General features: G+C 42.0%; 27 protein-coding genes and 2 pseudogenes. 14 read left to right on the top strand and 15 right to left on the bottom strand.

What is annotated here, in order from left to right; translation table 11 throughout:
* Window positions 1–262: 262 nt before the first annotated feature.
* Window positions 263–622 (top strand): cyclophilin-like fold protein, encoded by a 360-nt coding sequence (locus tag CQA49_RS02315; protein WP_181882585.1) that lies wholly within the window; start codon window positions 263–265, stop codon window positions 620–622.
* 50 nt (window positions 623–672) lie between these two features.
* Here CQA49_RS02315 and CQA49_RS02310 read toward each other — a convergent pair whose 3' ends face one another.
* The gene (locus CQA49_RS02310) at window positions 673–1995 is read right to left on the bottom strand and encodes a methyl-accepting chemotaxis protein (RefSeq protein ID WP_115574348.1); all 1323 of its coding nucleotides are present in this window, start codon (window positions 1993–1995) and stop codon (window positions 673–675) included.
* Window positions 1996–2023: 28 nt separating this feature from the next.
* Window positions 2024–2506, bottom strand: coding sequence for a PAS domain-containing protein (locus CQA49_RS02305; protein ID WP_115574347.1), 483 nt, complete (start codon window positions 2504–2506; stop codon window positions 2024–2026).
* 151 nt (window positions 2507–2657) lie between these two features.
* Here CQA49_RS02305 and CQA49_RS02300 point away from each other — a divergent pair, with 151 nt between their 5' ends.
* The 3 genes from CQA49_RS02300 to CQA49_RS02290 all read left to right on the top strand — a co-directional run bounded on the left by CQA49_RS02300 (window position 2658) and on the right by CQA49_RS02290 (window position 5519).
* Window positions 2658–3614, top strand: coding sequence for an aldo/keto reductase (locus CQA49_RS02300; protein WP_115574346.1), 957 nt, complete (start codon window positions 2658–2660; stop codon window positions 3612–3614).
* 61 nt (window positions 3615–3675) lie between these two features.
* Window positions 3676–4170, top strand: coding sequence for a MerR family transcriptional regulator (locus CQA49_RS02295; protein ID WP_147288644.1), 495 nt, complete (start codon window positions 3676–3678; stop codon window positions 4168–4170).
* A gap of 137 nt (window positions 4171–4307) precedes the next feature.
* The gene (locus CQA49_RS02290; protein ID WP_115574344.1) at window positions 4308–5519 is read left to right on the top strand and encodes an argininosuccinate synthase; all 1212 of its coding nucleotides are present in this window, start codon (window positions 4308–4310) and stop codon (window positions 5517–5519) included.
* A 172-nt stretch (window positions 5520–5691) separates the two neighbouring features.
* Here the strand turns inward: CQA49_RS02290 and yedF are convergent, their stop codons facing one another.
* A complete protein-coding gene (yedF, locus tag CQA49_RS02285) occupies window positions 5692–5925 on the bottom strand; it encodes a sulfurtransferase-like selenium metabolism protein YedF (protein ID WP_115574343.1) in 234 nt (77 codons plus the stop codon).
* On the bottom strand, window positions 5925–7142 hold the full coding sequence (yedE, locus tag CQA49_RS02280) for a selenium metabolism membrane protein YedE/FdhT (RefSeq protein WP_115574342.1): 1218 nt from the start codon (window positions 7140–7142) through the stop codon (window positions 5925–5927). The genes yedF and yedE overlap by 1 nt, the downstream gene beginning before the upstream one ends.
* Before the next feature lie 145 nt (window positions 7143–7287).
* Here yedE and CQA49_RS02275 point away from each other — a divergent pair, with 145 nt between their 5' ends.
* On the top strand, window positions 7288–7497 hold the full coding sequence (locus CQA49_RS02275; RefSeq protein WP_115574341.1) for a molybdopterin-binding protein: 210 nt from the start codon (window positions 7288–7290) through the stop codon (window positions 7495–7497).
* Window positions 7498–7650: 153 nt separating this feature from the next.
* Here CQA49_RS02275 and CQA49_RS02270 read toward each other — a convergent pair whose 3' ends face one another.
* A complete protein-coding gene (locus CQA49_RS02270; protein WP_115574340.1) occupies window positions 7651–8253 on the bottom strand; it encodes a YhcH/YjgK/YiaL family protein in 603 nt (200 codons plus the stop codon).
* A gap of 107 nt (window positions 8254–8360) precedes the next feature.
* Here CQA49_RS02270 and CQA49_RS02265 point away from each other — a divergent pair, with 107 nt between their 5' ends.
* The 3 genes from CQA49_RS02265 to CQA49_RS02245 all read left to right on the top strand — a co-directional run bounded on the left by CQA49_RS02265 (window position 8361) and on the right by CQA49_RS02245 (window position 11732).
* A complete protein-coding gene (locus CQA49_RS02265) occupies window positions 8361–8693 on the top strand; it encodes a hypothetical protein (RefSeq protein ID WP_115574339.1) in 333 nt (110 codons plus the stop codon).
* Between the two features lie 163 nt (window positions 8694–8856).
* Window positions 8857–10665, top strand: coding sequence for an MBOAT family O-acyltransferase (locus tag CQA49_RS10425; RefSeq protein ID WP_408938900.1), 1809 nt, complete (start codon window positions 8857–8859; stop codon window positions 10663–10665).
* Between the two features lie 20 nt (window positions 10666–10685).
* Window positions 10686–11732, top strand: a complete 1047-nt coding sequence (locus tag CQA49_RS02245; protein WP_115574338.1) for a hypothetical protein — start codon at window positions 10686–10688, stop codon at window positions 11730–11732.
* Between the two features lie 37 nt (window positions 11733–11769).
* Here the strand turns inward: CQA49_RS02245 and CQA49_RS02240 are convergent, their stop codons facing one another.
* The 8 genes and pseudogenes from CQA49_RS02240 to CQA49_RS02210 form a co-directional block, all read right to left on the bottom strand.
* A complete protein-coding gene (locus CQA49_RS02240) occupies window positions 11770–12750 on the bottom strand; it encodes a tRNA-dihydrouridine synthase (RefSeq protein ID WP_181882586.1) in 981 nt (326 codons plus the stop codon).
* Between the two features lie 3 nt (window positions 12751–12753).
* The gene (nspC, locus tag CQA49_RS02235; protein ID WP_258864159.1) at window positions 12754–13956 is read right to left on the bottom strand and encodes a carboxynorspermidine decarboxylase; all 1203 of its coding nucleotides are present in this window, start codon (window positions 13954–13956) and stop codon (window positions 12754–12756) included.
* Window positions 13957–14011: 55 nt separating this feature from the next.
* Window positions 14012–14974 (bottom strand): chemotaxis protein, encoded by a 963-nt coding sequence (locus CQA49_RS02230; protein WP_115574335.1) that lies wholly within the window; start codon window positions 14972–14974, stop codon window positions 14012–14014.
* Window positions 14975–15070: 96 nt separating this feature from the next.
* Complete coding sequence (locus tag CQA49_RS02225; RefSeq protein WP_115574334.1) at window positions 15071–16324, bottom strand: ATP-dependent nuclease; 1254 nt, start codon at window positions 16322–16324, stop codon at window positions 15071–15073.
* Between the two features lie 33 nt (window positions 16325–16357).
* A complete protein-coding gene (locus CQA49_RS10675; protein WP_408938899.1) occupies window positions 16358–16759 on the bottom strand; it encodes a YkgJ family cysteine cluster protein in 402 nt (133 codons plus the stop codon).
* Window positions 16760–16930: pseudogene (locus tag CQA49_RS10670) on the bottom strand (YkgJ family cysteine cluster protein); the annotation flags it as partial.
* An 88-nt stretch (window positions 16931–17018) separates the two neighbouring features.
* Window positions 17019–18233, bottom strand: coding sequence for a hypothetical protein (locus CQA49_RS02215; RefSeq protein ID WP_115574332.1), 1215 nt, complete (start codon window positions 18231–18233; stop codon window positions 17019–17021).
* Window positions 18230–18928: a uracil-DNA glycosylase family protein gene (locus CQA49_RS02210; protein WP_115574331.1), complete on the bottom strand. Its 699-nt coding sequence runs from the start codon at window positions 18926–18928 to the stop codon at window positions 18230–18232. The genes CQA49_RS02215 and CQA49_RS02210 overlap by 4 nt, the downstream gene beginning before the upstream one ends.
* A 9-nt stretch (window positions 18929–18937) precedes the next feature.
* On the opposite strand from CQA49_RS02210, the gene CQA49_RS02205 reads away from it, so the two are divergent.
* From CQA49_RS02205 to CQA49_RS02175, 6 genes and pseudogenes are all read left to right on the top strand, one after another.
* On the top strand, window positions 18938–19495 hold the full coding sequence (locus CQA49_RS02205) for a multidrug efflux SMR transporter (protein ID WP_258864157.1): 558 nt from the start codon (window positions 18938–18940) through the stop codon (window positions 19493–19495).
* Between the two features lie 13 nt (window positions 19496–19508).
* On the top strand, window positions 19509–19826 hold the full coding sequence (locus CQA49_RS02200; RefSeq protein WP_115574330.1) for a multidrug efflux SMR transporter: 318 nt from the start codon (window positions 19509–19511) through the stop codon (window positions 19824–19826).
* Between the two features lie 190 nt (window positions 19827–20016).
* Window positions 20017–20520, top strand: a complete 504-nt coding sequence (locus CQA49_RS02195) for an NAD(P)H-dependent oxidoreductase (protein ID WP_115574329.1) — start codon at window positions 20017–20019, stop codon at window positions 20518–20520.
* 54 nt (window positions 20521–20574) lie between these two features.
* Window positions 20575–21009: a cyclophilin-like fold protein gene (locus CQA49_RS02190; protein WP_115574328.1), complete on the top strand. Its 435-nt coding sequence runs from the start codon at window positions 20575–20577 to the stop codon at window positions 21007–21009.
* 9 nt (window positions 21010–21018) lie between these two features.
* Window positions 21019–22092 (top strand): annotated as a pseudogene (locus CQA49_RS02180) (aldo/keto reductase).
* Window positions 22093–22213: 121 nt separating this feature from the next.
* Complete coding sequence (locus CQA49_RS02175; RefSeq protein WP_115574325.1) at window positions 22214–22693, top strand: flavodoxin; 480 nt, start codon at window positions 22214–22216, stop codon at window positions 22691–22693.
* Window positions 22694–22743: 50 nt separating this feature from the next.
* On the opposite strand, the gene CQA49_RS02170 is transcribed toward CQA49_RS02175, so the two are convergent.
* Together CQA49_RS02170 and CQA49_RS02165 are read right to left on the bottom strand one after the other, a co-directional pair.
* Window positions 22744–23334, bottom strand: coding sequence for a sugar O-acetyltransferase (locus tag CQA49_RS02170; RefSeq protein ID WP_258864156.1), 591 nt, complete (start codon window positions 23332–23334; stop codon window positions 22744–22746).
* 10 nt (window positions 23335–23344) lie between these two features.
* Complete coding sequence (locus tag CQA49_RS02165; protein WP_115574324.1) at window positions 23345–24259, bottom strand: carboxymuconolactone decarboxylase family protein; 915 nt, start codon at window positions 24257–24259, stop codon at window positions 23345–23347.
* Window positions 24260–24363: the final 104 nt, after the last annotated feature.

The following is a 24363-nucleotide window of genomic DNA, read 5'->3' as shown; positions in this document are numbered from 1 at the left end:
TTCTAGCGTTGTCGGGGTTTGGGGGTGCAGGGGGGAAGGGGAGCAACTTCGCAAAACAAGCGAAGCGCCGTTTCTTTAGTAATTCACGCCCCCTTCCCCCTACAAAAAGAAAATACAAAGAATCTAAGTGGGATTGAACCAAACAAAAGGATTCAAAAAATAAGATTCTTTAAGGAAAATAGAATCTTTTAAATCAAAGGAGCTTGCATTGAAACTTTTAATTGCATTTTTAATAACATTAGCAATGTTGCAAGGAGAAAATATGATAAAACTACGATTTGACGGACAAGAAATTCTTGTAAAAATGGATAATAGCACAAGTGCAAAGTCGTTTTTGGCGCTTTTACCTTTGAAAGTGAAAGCGGAGGATTACGCAGGGAAAGAAAAGATATTTTCAATTCCACGCAGGCTTGAAACAGGCGCGGGTGATGGCGCAAACTACAATCCACAAATTGGCGATTTATTTTATTTTAGCCCGTGGGGAAATATCGGAATCTTTTATGATAAACAGCCGCCATATAATGGACTTATCCGACTTGGAATCTTGCAAGGCGCGGATTCTGTAAGCAAACTCAAGGCGCAAAAAAGCGATTTTGAGCTAGAAATATTAAGGGCTGAATAAGGCGCGATTTGCCCCAGATTCTAGCTATTTGCTAGTTTTCTACTTGTTAGCTATTTGTCGCGCCATAAATTTGATAAATGCTCTATGTTTGTAAAAAGCTCATTTGAGGCTGTTTCCATTGCCTTGAAATCCTGCGTTATCGCGCTTTCATCGGCTTTGTCATGGGCTTTTTGCACACCATCTTTTGCGGATTCTATGATTATTTTATGCGCCTTTATGATGTTTGCCAGCGCGTCATGGTTGGCGTAGAATTTTTGAGCGCGATTTTCTAGCCAGTGCTCAAAAAGCTCGGCAAGTTCATCTTGGATTCCATCGCTATTGTTACCATTTAGCACCCTGTCATAGGCGTTTGCTTTGAAAATCAAATAATCTAGCATTAGTAGATTCCCTCGTAATCCCGCAATCACAGATTTTGCGTCCTTGCTGATGATATTTGAGCCCTCCATTGTCTCTTGCAATACCTCTTTGAAGTCGCCCATCATTTGATTAAACACCTCCATTTGCGCATTCATCGACTGCGAGTTGTCATACACGGAGTTGGTGTCTTGCTGAAACACATTGATTTGTGTTTGGATTTCTTTTGTGGCGCTTTGCGTTTTTTCTGCTAATTTGCGCACTTCATCTGCCACCACAGCAAACCCTTTGCCATGCTCACCTGCGCGCGCTGCTTCAATGGCGGCATTGAGCGCGAGTAAATTTGTCTGATCAGCGATATCATCTATCGCGCTAACAATAGAGCGCATCTCTTCACTGCGCTTGGCTATGGCATCAGCGTAAGAAGAATTCGTAGAGATAAGCTGGGATATTTGTTTCAGCGTTTCTAGCGTTTTTGCTATTTTGCTGTAGTTTTCCTCGCTTTTGTGCGCGGTAGATTCTACGACGCTTAGCATATTTTCTAAGCGCGTGTTTGAGGTGGCAAAGCTTTTTTGCATATAGCGTTGTTGCTTGAGATTTTCATTTATTTTACTTAGCGTGGTGGTGAGATTTTGATGTTTGCTTAAGCTAAGTGCGGAATGTATCGCATGCACGCTTTTATTTATTTGTGCGCCGACATTGCCTAGATTTGGGAGCATTCCGCTAGTGAGAAATGGGCGGAATCTGCCACTACTCGCACTACTAGTCACCGCCCTAGTTTCACGCACAAAGGTTTCTAGCTGATCTAGCATTTGATTTATCCCGCGTGAAATTTTCCCAACATCTAAATTGCAACGCTCTGTTATCCTTGGCTCAAAGTTCCCAGCATTCATTTCATTGACGACTGCTAAAATCTTTTTCATATGATTTCGCGCGATTTTTATCCTATAGCCTTGCTCTATCATTACCGCCAAAAGCGCCAAACAAACAACCCTTAAAATCACTACAGCTACTATCATTTTTTTACTCCTTATCTTACTTGCTTTTTTATTCGCCCACTTGTAAATGCATGACAAAGTCTTCGTAACATAGATTCTTAAAAAATTCGCCAAACACTTGCGCGCCTGCCTTTATCCCGCCACTAGATTCTGCTTGAAGCATTTTTGTGTAAAGTTCGCTCACTCTTTGCACACCCTGCCTATTTGGCTCTCTACGTACCGAGTAATAACCTATAATTTTCCCGCTAGTATCAAATGAAGGCGTGACATTAGCAAACACCCAGTAAAAATCACCATTTTTGGCGAGATTCTTAACATAGACATTTACTTCGCACCCTTTTGCGATGTTTTCCCACAAATACGCAAACACCGCGCGTGGCATATCCGAGTGGCGCACGATAGAATGAGGCTTGCCCACAAGCTCACTCATGCAGAATCCAGAGATTTCCACAAACGCGTCATTGCAATAGGTGATTTTGCCCTTGGTGTCGGTTTTGGATACTAAAAATCCTTTTACTATTTTTTCGCTCATTTTGCGTCCTTTTTTGGTTTTAGTTTGCGGAAGTATAGAAAAATGTGCGTGATGAGTGTGCTAGTTACTTGAGAAAAAATACAAGTTTTTTGATTCATATTAAGCATTGTTTCGTATAATTCGCAAATCCATATTTTTAAGGAGTTTAACAATGGAAAAAACAAATAACAATCGTAGGAATTTTATCAAAACAAGTGTCGGAGCTTGCGCAGTGCTAGGTTTTGGCGGGGCATTATCGAGTTTAGGCGCGGAGGGCGCAGATTCTGGCAAAGTAGATTCTAACAACGCTTTAGAATCTAGCGCAAATCAAGAATCTATTACGCTAAATAACGGCGTGCAAATGCCACTCATCGGACTTGGGACTTATGCGCTCACCGGAGCGCAGGGCATTAGTATAGTCAAAGAAGCTGCAAAGCTTGGTTACCACCTCTTTGACACCGCGCAAATGTATAATAACGAGCGCGAGGTGGCGCAGGGCTTGCGTGAGAGCGGCGTGGCGCGCGAAAAGCTTTTTATCATGACAAAAATTTCAAATGATATGAGTTATGATGAGACAAAACGCCATATTGATAGGACTTTGGCGGAGATGGGGCTGGAGTATTTTGACTTGCTTTTGCTGCATAGGAATTTTTCCTCGACAAACGCGATGTATCGGGCGATGGAGGATTTTTACGCGCAAGGTAAGCTCAAAGCGCTTGGAATCTCAAATTTTAGAGAAAAGGCGTATTTGGACTTTATCAAAACCTGCAAGATTGCGCCTGCAGTCAATCAAATGGAGACGCATATTTTCTTGCAACACAGCGCGTATCAAAAGCTTATGCGCGAAAATGGCGGCTGTGCGTTGCAGTCGTGGAGTCCTTTTGATTCTGGACGCAAGGGGTTTTTCACCAATGAGACTTTGATGAAAATTGCCAAAAAGCATAATAAAAGTGTCGCGCAAGTGGCTTTGCGCTGGCTCACACAACGCGGTGTGGTGGCAATCCCAAAAACCTCTAAAATCGAGCGCTTGAAAGAGAATCTCAATATTTTTGACTTCAAACTTGATAGCGATGATCTCGCGCAAATCGCTAGACTAGACACCGGCAAAAGCTCTGTTGGCTGGTGGTGAGTTTAATAAAATTTTTGCGCGAATCGCCAACCTTAAAATCCAAAAAATCCAAGGCAAAAGCATGGCATACACGATAAAAGAAGTCGAAAATCGCACCGGTGTGAGCGCGCATACGATTAGATATTGGGCGAAGCGCGGGCTGTTTTCGCATATCGAGCGCGATGAAAATAATGTGCGCTACTTTTCAGAGCGCGATTTGCAATGGGTGGCGCTGGCGCAGTGCATGCGCGAGACGGGCATGAGTATTGCTAAAATTAGTGAGTTTGTCGAGCTTTGCAAGCTAGGAGATTCTAGCATTCCTCAACGACTTGAGATGATAAGAGCCCAAGAGCAAGAGATCATCGCTACTTTGCAAAGCTATGAAAAGGCGCTCAAAGTCGTGCAAAAAAAGATAGAATCCTATGAAGACGCCCTAAGGACGCAAAAGCCAGACGCGCTTACTTTAGGAAATGATGAGAGATTGCAAAACTACTACAAGCAAGAGCGCGCGTATAAAAGCCTGCAAGATAGCGCTAGTGGCAAAAAGAAACTCGCCAAAGAAAGCGCGCGCAAGTAGCAAGGGATTCTTAGAGGATTCTTGCGGGATTCTCACAGGATTTTTGGAGCGGATTCAACAAACTTTGCCTTAAATTTATTTATAATGCGCGGTTGAAATTGTTGCAAATTTAGCAAATCTCACTGCAAGGAGCAAATATGAAAAAGCAAGTAAAAAAGGTGGTTTTAGCCTATAGTGGCGGGCTTGATACGAGCGTGATTTTGAAGTGGCTTGGCGATGCTTATGGTTGCGAGGTGGTGACTTTCACCGCGGATATCGGACAAGGCGAGGAAGTCGAGCCAGCACGCCAAAAGGCTTTGAAGCTCGGAATCAAGGCGGAAAATATTTTTATCGAGGATTTGAGGGAAGAGTTTGTGCGCGATTTTGTGTTTCCTATGTTTCGCGCAAACACCATTTATGAGGGTGAATATCTGCTAGGCACGAGCATTGCGCGCCCATTAATTGCCAAGCGTTTGGTAGAAATCGCCAAAAGTGTGGGCGCTGATGCGATCGCGCATGGTGCCACAGGCAAGGGAAATGATCAGGTGCGCTTTGAGCTAGGGGCGTATGCGCTAAACCCAAATATCAAAGTCATCGCCCCATGGCGCGAATGGGATCTAAACTCACGCGAAAAACTGCTCGCCTATGCAGAATCTGCGGGGATTCCGATTGATAAAAAGCCCAACCAATCGCCCTACTCAATGGACGCAAACCTTTTGCATATAAGCTATGAGGGGCAGATCCTAGAAGATCCGGCAATCGCGCCAAATGAGGATATGTGGCGCTGGAGTGTAAGCCCCAAAAACGCGCCAGATAAAGCGGAGATTATTACGATAGAGTTTAAAAATGGCGATGGCGTGGCGATAAATGGCGAAAAACTAAGCCCAGCGAAATTTTGGGAAAAGCTAAATGAACTCGGCGCGCGCAATGGCATCGGACGACTTGATTTGGTGGAAAATCGCTTTGTAGGTATGAAGTCGCGCGGCTGCTATGAAACGCCCGGCGGCACGATATATCTCAAGGCTCATCGCGCGATAGAATCTTTGACGCTTGATAGAGAGGCAGCGCATTTGAAGGATTCTATCATGCCAAAATATGCCGAGCTTATTTATAATGGATTTTGGTTTAGCCCCGAGCGCGAGGCACTGCAGGCGCTTATTGATAAGACACAAGCGCGCGTGGAAGGTAGCGTGCGTCTAGAGCTTTACAAAGGCAATGTAAGCGTGCTAGGCAGGGAATCTAAAAACTCGCTGTTTAACGCGGCATATAGCACCTTTGAAGAAGATAGCGTGTATAATCAAAAAGACGCCGAAGGCTTTATCAAGCTAAATGCTTTGCGCTTTATCATCGCTGGCAAACAAAAGCAATAGGTTGCTTCTAAACATCACCACTTGCAAGGGCTTAAACCCTTGCAACCCCTCTCCGCACTTAGCCTTTTGTCAACTTAAGATTTTAATGAATATTTAGCGGTAAGTATAAAATCTTTGCTTATGTTCGCAATGACAGGCAAATACGCGTCATTGCAAAGCTTTTTAGCAGAATCTAAGGCTTTTTGATGAGAAATCGCAGTGTTGGACCATCTTGCTCGATTAAAAGCACTTCAAATCCACGCGCTTTGGCATCATGTGGGATAGAGTTGATGCTTTGTGGGCAGTCGCATAGCACCTCTAGCACTTCGCCACTTTTTAGCTCAGGCAGCACATCAAGCGTCGCGATAGCCGGGTATGGGCAAGCTTCACCCTGCAGATTGATAGAATAAGTGATTTGCGTATCCATTAAGCACCCCTTTTAAAGAAAAAGTAACGATAAATTAGCACCAAGCACAGCGTGCCAATGAGCAAAGAGAGATTTACGCCAAGTCCGCCTAGCTTGCCAAATACTTCTAAGAGGTTGATTTTCACACCTGAGACAAGCGCGCTAGGCAGGTAATCATAACCTAATGCCAGCGCCATCGTGCCAACGATGTTTGCAACCCCAGCGATGACAAAGTGCATCTGCCCTTCGCATGCGCGATACATCCACCCACACTCGCAACCTCCAGCAAACACAATCCCAAAGCCAAATAAGAATCCACCAAGCGCAATGGCAAGGCTCACTTCGACAATCTTCGTCCCAGCGCCTTGAAACACAAAACCAAAAGCGATGATACTCGCAGCAATCATACCAATAATCGCGCCCTTTGCCGCGATATCTCTACCAAACAAAAACAAATCCCTAAAGCACGAAGTAAAGCACACCTGCCCCTTTGCGATGATAAATCCAAAGGCAAAGCCAAAAATAAGCGCAAGCGCTAGCAGGCTTTGCTTGTCTTTTGGGTTGATGGCGGGATTTGAGATGATGAGATACGCCACCCACGCGATGAAAAGCGCAAACACAACAATGCCATAGCCAAAATGTCGCTTTGCGCGCGCTTTATCTAGCGGGACAGCACAACCTTTGCCATTTGTCCTAACAAGCTTTGCGCGAGGCTTGAAAAAAGGCATATTGCACACTTTCACGCCAAGATAGATTCCAACAATCATAAAAAGCGTAAAAACCCAAGTATGCAGGGAAAAATAAGGAAGCCCGGTAAAGAAATTTGCCAAATTGCAACCAAACGCAAGGCGCGCGCCAAAGCCGGCTAAAAAGCCCCCGACAATGGCTTGAAAAACGCGGATTCTGCTAGCGGGCAGGCGGAACTTCACTTTATTCGCCCACAAAGACGCCACAAGACAGCCCACAAACATACCAATAAGCATAATGCCATCAGTGCGCGTAAGTGGCGTGCCGCTAAGGTTTTGCTTTTGATAATAAGAAAATCCGCTCAAATCCGCCCCAAAAAGCTCCAAAAACTCGCCACCCCAGCGCGTCATCTCGCCTGTCACAGCCCACACGCCACCAAAGATTCCAAAATACACGGCTGAAAGCACACCTAGTACAATCATCGCCACGCCGATATTCCAAAAATTCACAAGATACTTACGAATAGAAAAAATATGAGAGAAAGAATCCATAGCAAGAACTCCTAATTTAAACTTGTATCTAGCCAAACCTTGGCTCTATTTAGGAAAAGCGCGCGGATTTTAGCAATCTTGGGCTTAAACTTATCTTTTATGCGTTACAATGTTTTGTTTTAATTTAACTTTTAAGGAGCGAGCAATGAAAATTAGCGCGAGAAATCAGCTTAAGGGCAAGGTTGTGGAGATTCAAAAAGGTGCGGTAAATGCGCTTGTGAAGCTTGATATCGGCGGTGGGAATGTCATCACTGCGACAATTTCTTTGGAATCTATCAACGAGCTAGGCTTAGAAGTTGGCAAAAGTGCCTATGCGCTTGTGAAAGCGACTTCTGTAATGGTGGGCGTAGAATAATTTCTAAAATTACATTAATTTGTATCACTTGTGCGAACATTGTCCGCACAAGCTCCGCCTTGTACACACTTGGCATTTTTTATCTATTTGCTTGTAAGGCTTTCTTGCATTGTTGAGAATTTGAGAATCTCGCAACTCTGCCTTAATATTTCGCTAACTAAACAATTCCACCGGTACTTTAAGCACGCTTTTTTTAGGGCTAATTAATTTAGAATTCACAGAATCTAGCCCCCCAGCATGCACATCATCAGGGAAAAATACAGCCAAAATTCCGGCGTGAAGCGAGATTCTATGCATTGGAAAATCCACGCTATAAGGCTCAAGCGCGCAATCTGCCAGCGGATTTTTATACACAATCAAATCTTTTGCCTCATTATAGGGCTCCAAAACCTCAAAATCCCCTCTATGCCCTATCAGCATATATTCGCCCCCATCTACGCAAAACTGCAAATCCACATACTTCCTATGCGTCTCAAAAAACGCTTCTTGCGGGCTTTTAAGCGCATAAGTCTGCTCAATTGCACTAATGCCATTTTCTAAATCATGGCGCACTTCTATACGGAAATTTTGACGGGAATCTTGGCGGGAATCTTGCGCCCCTTGCGCGCCCTCAATATCTTGCGTGCCAAGTGCCAAAATCCTTGAGCGCACAGGACTTGGTTTCATACATTCTTGCAAATATGCAAACGCATTCTCAAGCGCTGGGTAGCGCGCAAAAAATCCTTCAAACTGCGATAAATGCCCGATAAGCGCCATAACTGCCTCCTTAAGCCTTAAAAATCTGCGCGCAAATTATAGCATTTTCACCTTATTTTGCTATAATCCTGCCCCATCACACCAAACATCACTAAACAAGGCTAAAAATGATTTTTTCCTCTTATATATTTATTTTTGTATTTTTGCCCATTGTGTGGGTTGGCTATCATGCACTGCGTCATTTTGGCGCTTATGATTCTAGCAAAATCTTTTTAGTGCTTGCTTCGCTGTTTTTCTATGCCTTTTGGAAGGTAGAATATCTGCCTATCTTGCTTGGCTCAATTCTTATAAACTTCCTTATTTCTCTTACAATCGCTCGTGGTGGAATGTGGCGCAGAGATTCCCTACCTTTGGGATTCTCTAAATTATTTTTGCAGGCTAAAAAATCCACACCCCACGCAAGCGCTTCTTTTTTAGCCACTGAGGGGGGGGGGCAATGAAAAGAATCTTTACAATACAGATTCTCTAGCTTTTCTTTCTCCTAAGTTTTTCCTAATCCTTGGCATTGTCTTTAATCTCGCTTTGCTAGGATTTTTCAAATACACTGATTTTTTATTGGAAAATTTTAATCTCTTTAGCCAGCTTTTGCACCTAGATTTCACCATGCCACTGCCTCATATCGTGCTACCTTTGGCGATTTCATTTTTTACATTCCAGCAGATTGCCTATCTTGTGGATTGCTACAAATCCCCTAAGCAGTATTCCTCGCATTTGAGCGCGTCGGAGTTTTTAGATTATTGTTTGTTTGTGACATTTTTTCCGCAGTTGATTGCAGGACCGATAGTGCATCATAAAGAGATGATGCCACAATTCAAAAGATTAAATTCAGCTTGCACGCAACCTTTGCGGGAGCTTGGAATTTTAGAATCTAACCTCAAAACCGAAATGCGCGACAGCGCAAATTTAAATCAATCGCGCGAAGCGCCAACCTTAAGAAGCGTTGTCGGGGGTTTGGGGGTTGCAAGGGGGAGCGAAAAGCACGACTTTGAGCGGGAGCGCGCAATTCAAGCCCCCTTGTCCCCCTGCAAAGAATCTAGCTCTAGCAATGTAGATTCTGCTAAAAATACTTGTGACACAACAAGCAAAAAATCAGAGCTAGCAGAATCCACGCAAACCAAAAACAACGCCTTCTATGAATCCATCGCCAAAGGCTTATTTATCTTTTCTATCGGATTATTTAAAAAAGTAGTCATCGCAGATTCTTTTGCTGTATGGGCAAATGCTGGCTTTGGCGCGGTAGAAAGCGGAGCAGTGCTCAATCTCTTTGAATCATGGGCGACAAGCCTTAGCTATACATTCCAGCTGTATTTTGATTTTAGCGGATATTGTGATATGGCTATCGGGCTTGGGTTGCTCTTTGGCATCACGCTACCGCTTAATTTCAACTCACCATACAAAGCGCGCAACATCGCGGACTTTTGGCGTAGGTGGCATATGACGCTTGGGAGATTCTTAAAAGAGTATGTCTATATCCCGCTTGGTGGCAATCGCAATGAGAAATACAAAAACGCCCTGCATTATGTGCTAATCAATAAGATTCTGACTTTGAGAAATCTTTTTATCGTGGCATTTTTAAGCGGTGTGTGGCATGGCGCTGGGTGGGGGTTTGTGATATGGGGTTGTTTGCATGGAGTGGCGATGGTGATACATAGAATCTACCAAAATTCAGTGACGAATTCAGCTTCGAGTATGCAATGCGATAAGATTTATGATTTTTCGGAAGGCACGGACGCCAAGTCCGCTAACCTTCCAAAAAATCATAAAAACTTACACAGCCACACGGCAAATCTTGGAATTTATGAAGTTAAAACAAAATCTAATATAAATGCAAAATCTGTCGTGCGTCATTGCGAGGATTTACAAAATCCAAAGCAATCCACAAGCAACATGGAATCCGCCCAGATAGATTGCTTCGCTAACAAGTCGGCTCGCAAAACGAGCGAAGCGAGTTTCTTTAGTAATGACAACTTGCAACAAAGCACATATAAAGCAAAAACACCACTCAAGCAAAAACTCCTAACGCTTTTTTACTGGCTTCTTACCTTTAACTTTGTCAATCTCTCTTGGATTTTTTTCCGTGCAGAAAACATCAGCGGGGCGCTAAATCTTATTAAGGGAATGTTTGGCGGAACGATAATCCTGCCTAGTTTTTTAGAATCTAGATTGGGGTTTTTAGAAAAATATGGGGTGGGGTTTGGGAATCCAATAGCTAATCTTGATGAAAAAATGTTGCTTGTTCTTAGCTTTCTTATTTTTGGGTTTTTAATAACACTCTTTTTAAGAAATGCAGATGAACTTGTCTCAAAATTAAACAACAAAAAAATGATTTTTGCGGGATTATTGTGTGCAATGAGCATTTGGCAATTAGGGGTTTTAGGCTATACACCTGAATTTTTGTATTTTAATTTCTAAAAAAAAGGGGGCGGGATATTTTGAAAAAAATATTATGCTTTTTTGGGGGATTTGTTGGTTATATGGTTGTTTTTGGTGGAATATTAGGTGTCTTTTATATACTTAAGATTCCACCTTTTTTGGCTTTTGGGGAAGAGTGGCTAAGAAACACTTTTAAAATAAAGGAATATATCAATACTCAAACCACTCAAAAACCTCGCCTATTAATCGTCTCTGGCTCGAACTCTCTTTTTGGATTTGATGGGGCAATAATCAAAGAAAACACGCAATTTCACCCAATCAATCTTGCAGCTCATGCGGGATTGCCATTTAATTTTTATGTGGATAAAATTATTGCAAATGCAAAAAATGGGGATTATATTTTCTTGCCGCTAGAGTTTGGCTACTATACAAAAACTGAACCAAAAAACAATCAATGGTATATCCACAATATGTTGTTGTGGGGTGAAGGCTATAATAAATATATTTCTAAACAAGATATCTTAAGCACATACTTTAATGCACTTGCCCCGCTAAATCTTTATAAAATGTTTCTTGCGCCAAATGGACTTAAATATCAGATACAAGGTAGGCTTAACGCTCGCACTAGCCCCGTGTCACAATGGGAAAAAATTATAAAAAGTGATGAACAAAAACACTATGAATATGACTTTAAATCACTCAATGCTTATGGTGACTTCGTTTATCAAAAAGGTGAAATTAAGCAAATAGAATCAGAATATCTACTAGATAATATAGAAATTTCAGACTTTTTCATAAGTGAATATAAAAGACTAGAATCTTTTGCCAAACAAAATGATATAAAAATATTTCTCACCTATCCAGTAACCGCAGAAAACCCAAATTTTAGCCTACAAGACCCAAAAACTTTTGCCAAAATAGAGCGACTTAAATCAGAGCTTGCAAAGCATGATATCCCTATATATGGGGATTTTAGAGATTTTCATTTTGAAAAACTCTATTTTTATAACACAAATTTACATCTTAATAATGAAGGTGCAAAACTCCGCACAATAAATTTTATAAAAATGCTAAGGAAACTAGAAATTCTTAAATTAACCCCTTAAGTCTATGTAATAAATTCTATTACTTAACTTTTATCCCCTAGCTCGTGCGCTTATTAAGCGTTACAAGTTGTGGGAATTCGCTCAACTGCACATCTTGGGTAAAAAACTCCTCGATTTTTGCGCGAGCCTGCGCACTTTCAGTCATAGAATTAACGACATTTCTAAACTCATGCGCACCATTCAAACCCTTGCTATAAGCATGCAGATTCTTGCGAAACATCACCACGCCCCGCTCACCATAAAAGCTAATCATCTTGTCAAAATGCTCTAGCACGAGGTTTTTAAGCACAAGAGAGGGCAGAGAATCTGTGTTGTTTTTAATCTGCCAAAACACCCATGGCGCCTTAATCGCAGCCCTGCCTATCATCACACCATTTGCGCCCGTCCGCTCACGCACATTTCGCGCAACCTGCGCACTTGCAATCTCACCATTTGCGATAAGTGGGATTTTGATATGCTTTTTTATAAGCGCGATAGAATCATAATCAATCCGCTCTTTTTTATACCCATCAGCGCGCGTGCGTCCATGCACTACGACAAAATCCACATTTGTATCATTGATAGCACTTGCAAGCTCAAGCGGGATTTTTTTATCAAATCCTAAGCGCAATTTTAGGCTCGTGTAGGGCTTGTTGCTTGTTTGCTTGATGAGATTAGCGCATTTTACAAGCAGATTTAAATCCTTCAAAAGCCCGCTTCCATTGCCATGATTTGCCACTTTTGGCGCGGGACAGCCACAATTTAAGTCAATAATATCAATCCCATTTTTTTCATTGAGAATCTCCACCGCGCGTTGCAAAACCTCTTGTTTTGAGCCAGAGATTTGCACGGAAAAGGGGGATTCTATGGAATCTTTTTCAATCATTTTGAGCGTTTTTTGGTTATTAAACACAAGCGCATGCGAGCTTATCATTTCGCTCACACTAATATCCACGCCAAATTTTTTCACCATCGCGCGAAATGGCAAATCCGTGTAGCCCGCCATCGGTGCGAGCATAAGGAGATTTTCAAAATTAATCATCTAATTGCGCTCTTTATAATCGCTAAAGCTAAAGGTTTTAAGAATCTTAAAATTCTCTTTTCCCTTTTCATCACGCTCAATCACGCCAAGAGAGGGTAATTCCACGCCATTAAAGGTTGTGTTTTTTACGATTGTATAATGCAACATATCACAAAACACCACCCTATCGCCAATCTCAAGCTTTGAATCAAAGCTAAAATCCCCTATAACATCGCCAGCCAAGCAAGTATGCGCGCCAAAGCGGTAGCAATACCGCGCGCACTCTTCGCCCTTATCCATTTCAATAGCGCCCTTGCTTACCTTATACACGCTCGGACGATAGGGCATTTCAAGGCAATCAGGCATATGCGCGCTCGCACTCACATCTAAAATCGCAATTTGCTTTTCATTCTCCACAATATCAACCACGCTTGCGATAAGAAAGCCAACTTGCCAGCCTACCGCCTCGCCGGGCTCTAAAAACACCTCTAAATGATGGCGCGCCTTAAAATCTTGTATGAGTTTAATTAGCAGATTCTCATCATAATCATATCTTGTGATATGATGCCCGCCGCCAAAATTAAGCCACTTTAGCCCCTTAAAATACGCACCAAAGTGCTTTTCCACACGTGGCAAAGTGTGAGCAAGCGCGGTTGAATCTTGCTCACAATGCGTGTGAAAATGCAAGCCCTCGATATTTTGCAAAATCTCTCGCCCGTATTCTCGCAAGCCCTTTTCAAACGCATCTGGCGTAATACCAAGGCGCGAAAAACGCGCGCAAGGATTGTAAAGCTCAGTTTCCACCTCGCTATAGAGTGGATTTATCCGCAAGCCCATGCTGATGGGAAATTCCGCGCTTTTATTATGCTCTTTCACACGCGGGGCAAAGCGCGCAAGCTGGTGAAAAGAATTAAAAATAATATGCGTGGCAAAAGGCAAAAGAGAATCCACTTCCTTATACGCCGGGCTAAAGACGCACACTTCCTTGCCTTGCTTAAATCCGCCGATTTCTTCAAATCCTAATCTTGCTTCATACAGCCCACTAGCCGTGCTTCCGCTAAGAATCTCGCGTAGTTTTTCAAAACGACGCCAAAACGCATAGCCTTTGAGCGCGAGAAGGACTTTCGCACCGCTAAGATTCTGCACGCGTGAAAGGATCTCTAAATTATAATTAAGCTTATTCTGCTCTAAAACATAGCAAGGTGTGGGGATAGATTCTAAAATTTGGGGGCTTGGGGTGAGCGTGTTAAGCTCGATTCTCTCATTCAAAGCCCGCGCCTTAGTGGAGCATGAGCTTTTTAATGGCGTTTTCAATCTCCACAGGATTTGATTTTGAGATAAATTCATCTGCATTGAGACTGCGCGCCATATCCTCATTGCTACTGCCGCTCATTGAGGAATTTACCACGATTGGGATATGCGCGGTTTGTGGATTTGACTTCATTTGCTTAATCACCTCAAACCCGCTAGCCTCAGGCATTTCTAAATCTGTAATCACCATTCCTATCGTGCTAATATCTGTCGTTGGCGCAAACACATAATCAAGCAATTTCCTGCCATTCACAAAGTCATAATGCACGACACCTATGCGATTAAGGATAACTTGCATAGTCTTTAGCACGCTTGGGCTATCATCTGCAAGGAGAATGCACTTTGTCGCTTGGACTTGAGAGACTTTCTGCATTTCCTCTTCTTTTTCTTTCTCAATCCACGGAAACACATCTGTAAGCATTTTTTCGATATCCACCACTTGCACAAGCGAACCATCAAAATAGCGTGTGCGCGATACAAGCTTGCCATTTTGCCCACTACCGCCAACGCCCGCGCTCTGCTCTATTTCCGTCCATTTTTTGTTTAGGATTCTATCAGCTTCATAGATTCTCACCCCGATAGTCCAGCGTGAAAATTCACAAATCATCACAATGTCATCTTCGCCTTTCTCGCGCTTGATAGAATACCCGCGCAAGTCTTTGCCTCTTTGCTTTGGATCGTAAAAAAACCATTTACGCATATCAATGAGCGGAATTGTCATCTCTCTAATGGTGATAAGCCCCTCCACAAGAGAATTTGCCTCATGGCTTACAATCGTTAAAGAACCACTATATTTGATAACCTCGCGGATTTTAAACACATTCACCGCATACAAATCCCTGCCCTTCTCTAAACGAAAGCATAGAAGTTGCAATTCATTGTTTTTGTGCAGGCTGGTTACTTGATCGATTTTTGACATACTCGCGCTCATCGCTCACCCTCTCTTTTTGAAAAATCTTAAAACTAAAGAATTGATTTGAGAAATTTTTGCCTCAAATTCTAGCACAAAATCGCAAGAAATACGCAATTAATTGCACAAATCTAGCGCGCTAGAATGTTTTATTAGCTCATTATCCTCTTTTATTTCATCTTTAGGAATCTTTGCAAAAACTTCTTTTGCTTTCCTGCACTGCTTTTGCTTGTAATATCCCCACGCTAGGGAATCCAAATACGCCACAGAATCTGGATCAATCTCTAGCGCGCGATTGACAAACTCAATGCCCTTGCTTATGTCGATTTCATAATCAATCAGCGTATAGCCGATGAAATTATAAAAAATCGCAAAATCCTGCGCCTGCAAAGAATCTGGAATAGAATCTTTTTTGAGCAACTCAATTGCGTCCTGCATTTTGCTTGCTAGCTTTTTGACAGCGCTTTTATCGGCGTTTTCAAGGCTTTCAAACTCATACAAATAGCTGTAGCAAAGATACAGCGCATTGTTGGTGTTTTTATACGCTTGCAAGGCGCTTGAGGCTGCCATTTTGTAGTCCTTTGCGCCGACATAAAGTTCGATGAGAAATTTTGGATCAAAAGGATAGCGATTAGCAATCTCTAGCGCTTGAGAATATTTTTTTCTAAACGCATAAATGGCGATGAGGCTTTGCGCGTTGGCAATATTTGGCTCATCATCATAGCGCTTTTTTAGCAAGGATTCTATCTTTTCAGTTTGCATACCTTTGACATAAAAGCCAAGCGCTTGCTGGCAAAACTGCGGCTCACAAGGATTTTTAGCAAGAAAAGAATCTAAAAGCTCCAACGCGCGCTGGTATTGATTGTCCTCCTCCAAAAGCCCCAAAAGCTTTGCAAGCGCTTCTTGCGTGCCGAGATTCTCATACAGCCAGCTAAATTCCTCAATCGCCTTTTTTTTCTCGCCCATTGTGATGTAAATCACGCCTAGCACATTGTGAATCTGCGGGCTGTCCTCTTGCTCCTGAATTTCTTTAGCGACTTTGAGCGCGTTTGGCGCGTCGTTTAGCTTTATGTAAGTATCAAGCAAAACCTTTGAAATATCCAAATTTGGCGCATTGTTCGTGGCATTCTGGTAGTCTTTGATATATGAAAGCACGATATTTGGGTTTTCAAAGGCGCTGGAAAGCACAATACTTTCTTTTAAGTATTGAAGCTTTTTTGTTTCCTCATACAACACAAGGTATAAATCCCGTGCCTCGCGCAATTTACCAGATTCTTGCAAATCCAGCGCCTCAAACATAGAATCTTCCTCGCTAAACGCCCCAAATCCCAAGCTCACGCACAAACACAGCATTAAAATTTTTCTTATCACTCTTGTTCCTCTGTTGAAAATTTAAAATTTAATTTAGCTAAAAAATGTAATCCCTTTGCACTCAAGTGACAGGGCTTTTTTGGAATCTGCGTCTAAAATTTTGTGCGATTCCCAAAATGGAAAATCCCTGCACTGCTTGGGACGCACGGGATAAATGGCGCATTTGCCATTTTCGAAGAAAATGCACTCGATGTTTAAGTGTATCGTCTCCGCGGGAATAAATCCCGCTTCGCCTCCGCCTCGCTCCGCTCGCGCACATACTTTATCATTTTTTGCTGATGAGATTTGTAGATTCTGCAACGCTGTTTGGGAATCTTGTGAGTTTGTTTCTTGTATCGTCTTCGCGGAAGTAAATTCCGCCCCTATTCCATCAAATGTATCGCCTTCGCGTTCATACTCGGTGTTTTTTGGTTGATGAAAATCTTGAAGCTGCATTTTTGGAATCTTTTCTAAAAGCGAAAATTTATACCCAACTTTGCGGACATATTTTTGCGTGAAAACTTCAAATTCTATCCCCAAAAATCGCGCGATTTCCTGCATTTCAGCAATGCTTAAAAACACATAGCCACTCTCCCCCGCACAGCATTTCCCACCGCATTCCTCGCATTTACTCCCATCAAAGCCAAAGCAATAGCCCTCAAGCGTTTTTAAATTTGTAGTTTTTAAGGCGTTGGTATCGGTAGGTGCGGGATTCTTAGCGGTATTCATAAAAGCTTTTTCCCGAGATTTTATACACGCGATTTGTGTAGGAAACTTGATTATCTAAGAAAAATTCCTTAAAATAGCGCTCTCTCTCCTCAATCTGCGCGCCAAGCAAAAGCTCCACGCCCACAGCTGTTGAGTAATTCACCCAATCATACTTCAAATCCCGCCCAAGAAGCGCGGCATATTCCACAACCTTTGGATTGAGCGCGCCAATCATACTCACCACATAAAATTCTTTCCGATCCTCTGGCTGGACGAGATCAAAGATTTTAGAATCATAACTCACCTGCGTGGAAAGCATTTTCTTTGGCTTTGCCTTGCTTAGGGCGATTTGAGACATCATAAGCCCTGTGCGCGCAGCTTGCGTGTTAAAAATCACCACGCTATCTTGCAAATACCGCTCTTGAGAAGCAAGCACATTCATAAAGCGCTTTGCGGTGGCAGATTCTATCTCTTGCTCAAAAATCACATTTGGGCTTTTCGTGCGTAAAAGCTCTCCTAAATACTGCCCTGTGGGGGATTTGTCGTTGTAAGCGACGATTTTTTCATCTTCGCTCAAATGCAATAAAAGCTCGATTTGGCTTTCATAATCCACCCCGCCAAAATACAGATTCTTAGGTGCTTTTATATCGCCTATTTGGTGGATATTGATTGTGGGTAAATAAATCGGCGTGGTGATTTTGATATTACTCGCAAGCTCTTTTGCGCCATTTGTGGTAAAAACGCCGATGATAAAATCGCTCTTTGCCTCAATCGCCCTCTTATACGCAGATTCTATAGCTTGCGTATCCTCTGTGTCCGTGTTAAAGACTTCAAAGCTAAAGTCCCCGCCCCGCGCCATTAGGTAAGAAAGGATCGTGTCAATGCTTGTATAAAAATAATGTCTAATCACTTTTTTTGGCATCAAAAGTCCGAGTTTTACCTTTGCGGTGGTGTTTTTGGGCGAAGTTGGAATGTCTAAAATCGCAAGATTTTGCAATGAGAGCGCAAGCTTTGCGCGCAAGTCAGAATCCTCTGTATCTTCAAAGCGCGCCACAAACGAAAAATACTGCTCTTGCTCGTATAAAGACTGCAGGCATTTTTTATTGCAAGGCTCTATTTCAAGGTTGAGAATCTCCTGCTTTGGCAAAGGCAGGGGCGAGATAATATAGCTCTTTGCAAAGCCCGCACTTGCAAGCAAACATAACAATAAAAGTTTTTTCATAGCACTCCCTTAGCGACAAGCAAATGTTGCATAACTTGTGGTTTTAGCGATGGATTTCGCATGATTTCATTAAGCGAATAAGTCAGCAAAAAACGCCGCGTATTATGCCATAAAATTCTCCCTTGCTCGCTTTCCCCCTCTCCTAGCAGATACCTTCCACCAAGCGCGCCAAAAATCACAATAACTTCTGGTTTGATAGAATCTAGCTGTGCGCGCAAAAACGGGATACACGCGCTTATTTCCTCACTTGTTGGCTCAAGCTCGATGGGGCATTTTAAGAGCGAAAGGATTGAGCAAGATTGCAAAGGAAGCAAAAACACGCGCTCAATCATATTTTGAAGCATTTTTGCGGATTTGTTTTGCAAAAATTTTGGCACATTTACAGCGCCATTTTGAATCTGCGCACCTTGCGCGCGTGTGGTTGCGCTATCAAGGAGCGGATTTGTGGTGATAAAGCACACTTTGCAATCCTTTGCCACAAAGCCACTTACGCGCGCATTTGTGTTCTTAGCACGCGCACATAGCGCGCAAGTTGCAATGCTAGATTCCAAACTTCCGCCACCAATAGTTTGAAGTTTTTGCGTCGTATTTGGCGTATGCACATTAAGATTTAAAGGCTCGCAAAAGCGCTGGGAGCACATTTTTTGCAAATACAAGCGCTTTAAAAAAAGAAGTTTATAAATCTGTGAAGGCATCAAATTCCTTTGAAATCTTTAAAAATTCCCGCGCATTTTACCCTCATTTTACTTTATGTATCGCTAAAAATCTCATTTCGCTTTATTTTTGTGCTAGAATCCGCGACTTTGCAAATCACAATACATAGGAGAATCTGCTTGCAAACGACAAACAACACACGCGCAAATTTAAACACAAATAAGGCGTGGATTCTTATTATCCTTGGCGGAATTGTTGAGTGTTTTTGGGTTAGTGGGCTGAAATATGCCGACAGTTTCGCGCTTTATATCCTAACAGGTGCTGGGATTTTATTCTCATTTTGTGCAATGCTCATTGCTTGTCGAAAGGTTGAAGTCAGCATCGCGTATTCAGTCTTTGTGGGAATTGGTGCGGCGGGCGGTGTGCTTTTTGAAATCTTTATTTTTGGCGAGGAATTTTCTTGGATAAAGCTCGCTCTCATCGCACTTTTGCTAGTTGGCATTATCGGCTTAAAAATCGTTAGCAAAGAACAAACAAGCGAAGATTCCAAACTTGTAAATGAACTAAATGAGAATCTAGGGCTTGATGAAGTTTCGCAAAAGCTTTAAAAAGGAGGGCAAAATGAGCTGGTTTTTTCTCTTGTTGGCAGGCTGTTTGGAGATTGTCGGCGTCATCGCGATGAAGCAATTTGTGCTAACAAGCCGCAAAATATTTTTATTAGCAATTGGCTTTTTGTTTATGCTATCTTTAGGCTCTTTATCAATGGCTATGCAGGGAATCCCCATGAGCGTGGCATATCCGATATGGACGGGCATTGGCGCAGGCGGCGGCGTGATTGTTGGCATTGTTGTGTATAAAGAAAGCAAAAATTTTTTAAAAATCTTTTTCCTCACGCTCATCATTGCTGCTAGCATAGCGCTTAAAGCTGTTATGGATTAATCTTGCAAACGCTTAAAACAAGAAACTTTAAAAGCGCAAATTTAAGATTTTAGAAAAATCTTAAATTACTTCAAAATTTTTACAAAGAAATTTTCATTTTACCCCTTGACAGACACTAAGTGTCGGGTTTTATAATTCCAAAAGTGAAAAATCAAATTCACTAAAAAAATGTAAAAATCAAGGAGACAAAATGAAAACACTAGTGCTATTTTCACACAGCTATTTTAAGGACTCTAAGGTTAATAAGGCGCTTTTGGAAGCGCTTAGCAAGGAGCAAGGCTTTGAGATACACAACCTAAACCTTGCCTATCCGCAAGGCAAAATCGATACAAAAGCCGAGCATGCGCGCCTAAAGAGCGCGGAGAAAATCCTCGTGCAATTCCCTATTTTTTGGTATAGCACACCTAGCATTTTTAAAGAATGGCAAGACGAGGTTTTGACGCCAATTTATGAGGAGAAAAGCGCGCTTTTGCGGGATAAAAAGGTGGGCTTTGTGCTTAGCGCGGGCGGCTCGGTGAGTGATTTCAAAGAGCTTGATAGCGCAAGTGAAAGCGGGATTGAGCGCATGATGTTTCCGCTCAATGTGAGCTTTGAAGGTGTGGAAGCAAAGGTGGCAAAGCCTTTTGTCATTTTTAGCGCCAACGCACAGAATCTACCTTTGCAAGAGTATCTAAACTACGCGAAAAATTTCTAGCGTAGCGATTTGGCACAGAATCTAAAAACGCTATAGAATCTAAAAGGATAGAAAATGCAAAAAATATTAGCATTTTTCTTGCTTGCGTTTTTTAGCTTGAAAGCACAAGATATTATCGTGCAATTTAGCTTTGAAAATGGTGAAAATTTTAGCGTCAAAATGGAACAAAACAAAGCAGCACAGGATTTTATCTCGCGTCTGCCGATGAGTTTTAAGCTAAATGATTATGGCGGAAAAGAAAAGGTTTCACATTTGCAAAATGCCTTGCAAACACCTAAAAAATCGCCTAAAAATAGTGAGTATGAACCACAAATTGGCGACTTTTTCTATTATGCACCATTGCAAAATATTGGGCTTTTTTACACAAAGCAGGCATATATCGATGGGCTTTATAAACTTGGCGAGATTATAGAAAGAGATGGAGTAGAAATGCTAAAAAAGCAAAAAGAGGATTTTATCCTTAAAGCTGAAATTATCAAGCAAAAATAAGGAGGATTTATGAAAATCTCACGCAGGGAATTTGTCGGTGGCGTGGCGATAGGAATAATATTTTGGAGTATGTCTAATTTACTTAGTGCTGTTGAAATTTCTATAAAAGATACGCAAAAAGTCTTAATCATTGGTGCAAATGGACGCATAGCAAAAATTGTTGCAAATCGATTGCTAGCCGAAAGCTCGCTTGATTTAAGATTATTTGCAAGAAATTCTAGCCGACTTAAAGATTTTCAAAACAATAGAGTTGAAATTTTTGAAGGGGACGCACTTAAAAAAGATGATTTGCTGAAAGCTATGCAAAATGTTAATATTGTATATGCGAATCTTAGCGGCGAACTTGGCGAAATGGCTAGCAATATTATTTAGGCTATGCAGCAAGCAGGAGTTAAAAGACTTATTTGGGTTAGCTCTGTTGGTGTTTATAATGAAGTTAATGCTTATGAGTTAGCAAGAGTTAGCCCATGGCTTGGCGGACATAAACAAAGTGTTAATATAATCGAACAATCAGATATTAATTACACAATTATACGCCCCGGCTGGCTTAGCAATGAAGATTCTATTAATTATGGAATCACGCAAAAAGGCGAGGATTTTATCAATCCTCAAAAATATATTTCGCGCGCAAGCGTTGCGGATTTGATTACAAAAATTTGCTTAAATAATGAGATAAAGCCAGCTATAAATCAAGTAGAATATAGCCCGCTTTATCAAAGAGAAGTTTTACAGAAAGTAATGCAGGAATATAATGTGAAACTTGTTTCTTGGTCAAGTTTTGGGCGAGGGCGAGAAGGTGTGCTTGATAATCCTGTATTAATGAAAATAGCTAAAAAACACAATAAAACCATAGCGCAAGTTGTGCTAAGATGGCTAACAGAGCAAGATATAATCGTAATGCCTAAAACGACTAAAAAAGAGCGCATGATTGAAAATATTAGTATCTTTGATTTTAAGCTAGATTCTAACGATAAAGCTCAAATTGCAAAGTTAAATAAAGGCAAAAGTTTGTTTTTTAATCCGCAAGATGTCGAGCGCATAAAATGGCTTAATAGCGATGAATATAATACTATGGAATCTTAAAGACATTTTTGTGATTTTACCCTTGACAGACACTAGGTGTTAGGATTTATAATTACATTTTGCTTTGCAAGAAATTTAAGAAGCGCAAGGCAAGATTTTATAAACACAAAAAGGAGAAACTATGAAAATTTTAGTCGCGTTTTTTAGCGCAAGTGGTATCACAAAGGAAGTCGCACAAACCATTGCAGGCGTGGCAAATGCTGATATTTTTGAGATTACGCCACAAGTGCCTTATAGCAAAGCGGATTTAGACTGGACAAATGAGACGAGCCGCACCACGCTGGAATCTAAAGATAAAGCATCGCGCCCAAAAATTGCCAAAAGCATTGATATAAGTGGCTATGATGCCATTCTCATCGGCTTTCCGATATGGTGGTATAGCGCCCCGCATATTATCAATTCATTTTTAGAATCCCAAGATTTTAGCGGAAAAATCATCGTGCCATTTTCCACAAGTGGCGGAAGCGAGCTAGGTAGTGCGCCAAAAGATATGCAAAAAAGCGCACCAAATGCGGTATTCAAAACAGGGCAGAAATTTAATTTTGGCGCAACGCGAGCAAGTATTCGCAAATGGTTGCAGGATTTGGGCTTAATCGCGTAAATAGGCTTTTATAAGCCTATTTACAAGGTGCGTTTATTTTTATCCCCTTTTCACTCTCCTTTGGGAATCTCCCTAATCACGCGCGCGGGGTTGCCTGCGACAATCACGCCACTTGGCACATCTTTTGTAACCACAGCACCAGCACCAATAATGCTCCCCTCGCCCACACTCACGCCCGCGCAAATAGTCGCCGCAACGCCAATCCATACGCGCGCGCCGATATTGATGGGCTTGCAATAAGTTGTCGTGCGCTTATGCGGGTTAAAATCGTGGTTAATCGTAACAAGATTTACGCGCGGTCCGATAAAGCTTTCATCACCAATCGTTATCCCGCCGCGGTCCATAAAGGTGCAGTTTTGGTTGATAAACACATTCTTACCAAGCCGAATATTGCGCCCAAAATCCGTGTAAAATGGCGGTAAAATCCAGCAACTTTCACTCACAGGCACGCCAAAAAGCTCACTCAAAATCTCGCGCGCAGATTCTGGGCTGTGATAGCCCGTATTTAGCTTTGCGATGAGCTTTTGGGCATTGTGTATAATGTCTAAAATTTTCCCAAAATCTTTGTCTTTAGAATCCACCGCAAGCCCCGCTAAATCGCGCGCAAAAATATCCATTTCATTCATGCTATTTCCTTGCATGCGCGCCTCCTTAAGCCTTATAAGGCGCAATCGCGTCAATCGCGCTAAAGGCATTGAGCGTCTTTGGATAGCCAATAAAAGGCAAAATCGCTGTAACCGCGCTAATTAGGGTTTTTCTATCATTTCCCATATTGATATTTCCCTGCACATGCGCTTTTACTTGAGATTCCACACCGCCAAGACTTGCCAAAATCACAAATGTCAAAAGCTCGCGGAATCGCAAATCAAGCCCCTTGCGCGTGTAATAATCCCCAAAACAATTCGCGCTCAAAAAATCGCGGATATGCTTCATATCCGCTGGCGCGCTTGCATTGCCCTTATCAATCGCATCGCCAAACATTTCGCGCTGGATTTCTAGCCCCTTTTGCGCGCGGTTTTCGCGCGTGGTGGTGGTGCGCGGCTCATTTGGAATGCTAAGTTTTAGGCGCGTAAAAAGAGCATTAGCTGCTTGTAAAAATCCCTTCGTGCGCGCATATCCAAGATATGGCGTAGCTTGATACAAAATCTCTTTAACCTCAACCGCGCTAACGCCCGCTTTTAGCGCGCTTTGCGTGATAGAATCAAACTCTGCTAGCCCATCATTTGCCACCACAGCGGCGATTCTTAGCTTGTATTTTGTCGCTTCATCAAGCGCGCTTGCAGAATCCGCCTCATCATAGGCGAAATTTAAAAAAGATTCCATAAATTCAGAATCTAGCCGCACTAGCTCGGCATCAATATGCGCAAGCCTAGAATCAAGCTGTTGCTGCGCCTTTTTTGTGAGTTGTAATTTTTTCATTTTTGCTCCTTGTGCGTTATTTTGCGTAGTTTTTGCGCCCTGTGCATGCAGGTTTGAAAATGCCAAAGTGGCTGCCAAAAGCCCACCTGCTTTGAAAGAATTTTTAAAAAACTCGCGCCTTTTGCTGTTTGCGCTTTTTAATTTCATTCACACTCCTTTTGTAAAAAATTAAAAAACAACATTATAAAGCATGACACTTGGTGTCTGTCAAGGGTAAATGCAAAAAACGCACAAAATTAATTCTAAGTTTG

It is taken from the genome of Helicobacter sp. MIT 00-7814 (assembly GCF_003364115.1).
Classification (GTDB): Bacteria; Campylobacterota; Campylobacteria; order Campylobacterales; family Helicobacteraceae; genus Helicobacter_F.
The sequence above is the reverse complement of the archived record's forward strand: the minus strand, read 5'-3'. Positions and strand labels throughout refer to the sequence as shown.

Coding starts and splice junctions, on each gene's coding strand:
- CQA49_RS02315 (WP_181882585.1), top strand. CDS start 263: ATGATAAAACTACGATTTGACGGACAAGAAATTCTTGTAAAAATGGAT.
- CQA49_RS02310 (WP_115574348.1), bottom strand. CDS start 1,995: ATGATAGTAGCTGTAGTGATTTTAAGGGTTGTTTGTTTGGCGCTTTTG.
- CQA49_RS02305 (WP_115574347.1), bottom strand. CDS start 2,506: ATGAGCGAAAAAATAGTAAAAGGATTTTTAGTATCCAAAACCGACACC.
- CQA49_RS02300 (WP_115574346.1), top strand. CDS start 2,658: ATGGAAAAAACAAATAACAATCGTAGGAATTTTATCAAAACAAGTGTC.
- CQA49_RS02295 (WP_147288644.1), top strand. CDS start 3,676: ATGGCATACACGATAAAAGAAGTCGAAAATCGCACCGGTGTGAGCGCG.
- CQA49_RS02290 (WP_115574344.1), top strand. CDS start 4,308: ATGAAAAAGCAAGTAAAAAAGGTGGTTTTAGCCTATAGTGGCGGGCTT.
- yedF (WP_115574343.1), bottom strand. CDS start 5,925: ATGGATACGCAAATCACTTATTCTATCAATCTGCAGGGTGAAGCTTGC.
- yedE (WP_115574342.1), bottom strand. CDS start 7,142: ATGGATTCTTTCTCTCATATTTTTTCTATTCGTAAGTATCTTGTGAAT.
- CQA49_RS02275 (WP_115574341.1), top strand. CDS start 7,288: ATGAAAATTAGCGCGAGAAATCAGCTTAAGGGCAAGGTTGTGGAGATT.
- CQA49_RS02270 (WP_115574340.1), bottom strand. CDS start 8,253: ATGGCGCTTATCGGGCATTTATCGCAGTTTGAAGGATTTTTTGCGCGC.
- CQA49_RS02265 (WP_115574339.1), top strand. CDS start 8,361: ATGATTTTTTCCTCTTATATATTTATTTTTGTATTTTTGCCCATTGTG.
- CQA49_RS10425 (WP_408938900.1), top strand. CDS start 8,857: ATGCCACTGCCTCATATCGTGCTACCTTTGGCGATTTCATTTTTTACA.
- CQA49_RS02230 (WP_115574335.1), bottom strand. CDS start 14,974: ATGAGCGCGAGTATGTCAAAAATCGATCAAGTAACCAGCCTGCACAAA.
- CQA49_RS10675 (WP_408938899.1), bottom strand. CDS start 16,759: ATGCAGCTTCAAGATTTTCATCAACCAAAAAACACCGAGTATGAACGC.
- CQA49_RS02215 (WP_115574332.1), bottom strand. CDS start 18,233: ATGAAAAAACTTTTATTGTTATGTTTGCTTGCAAGTGCGGGCTTTGCA.
- CQA49_RS02210 (WP_115574331.1), bottom strand. CDS start 18,928: ATGCCTTCACAGATTTATAAACTTCTTTTTTTAAAGCGCTTGTATTTG.
- CQA49_RS02200 (WP_115574330.1), top strand. CDS start 19,509: ATGAGCTGGTTTTTTCTCTTGTTGGCAGGCTGTTTGGAGATTGTCGGC.
- CQA49_RS02195 (WP_115574329.1), top strand. CDS start 20,017: ATGAAAACACTAGTGCTATTTTCACACAGCTATTTTAAGGACTCTAAG.
- CQA49_RS02190 (WP_115574328.1), top strand. CDS start 20,575: ATGCAAAAAATATTAGCATTTTTCTTGCTTGCGTTTTTTAGCTTGAAA.
- CQA49_RS02175 (WP_115574325.1), top strand. CDS start 22,214: ATGAAAATTTTAGTCGCGTTTTTTAGCGCAAGTGGTATCACAAAGGAA.
- CQA49_RS02170 (WP_258864156.1), bottom strand. CDS start 23,334: ATGCAAGGAAATAGCATGAATGAAATGGATATTTTTGCGCGCGATTTA.
- CQA49_RS02165 (WP_115574324.1), bottom strand. CDS start 24,259: ATGAAATTAAAAAGCGCAAACAGCAAAAGGCGCGAGTTTTTTAAAAAT.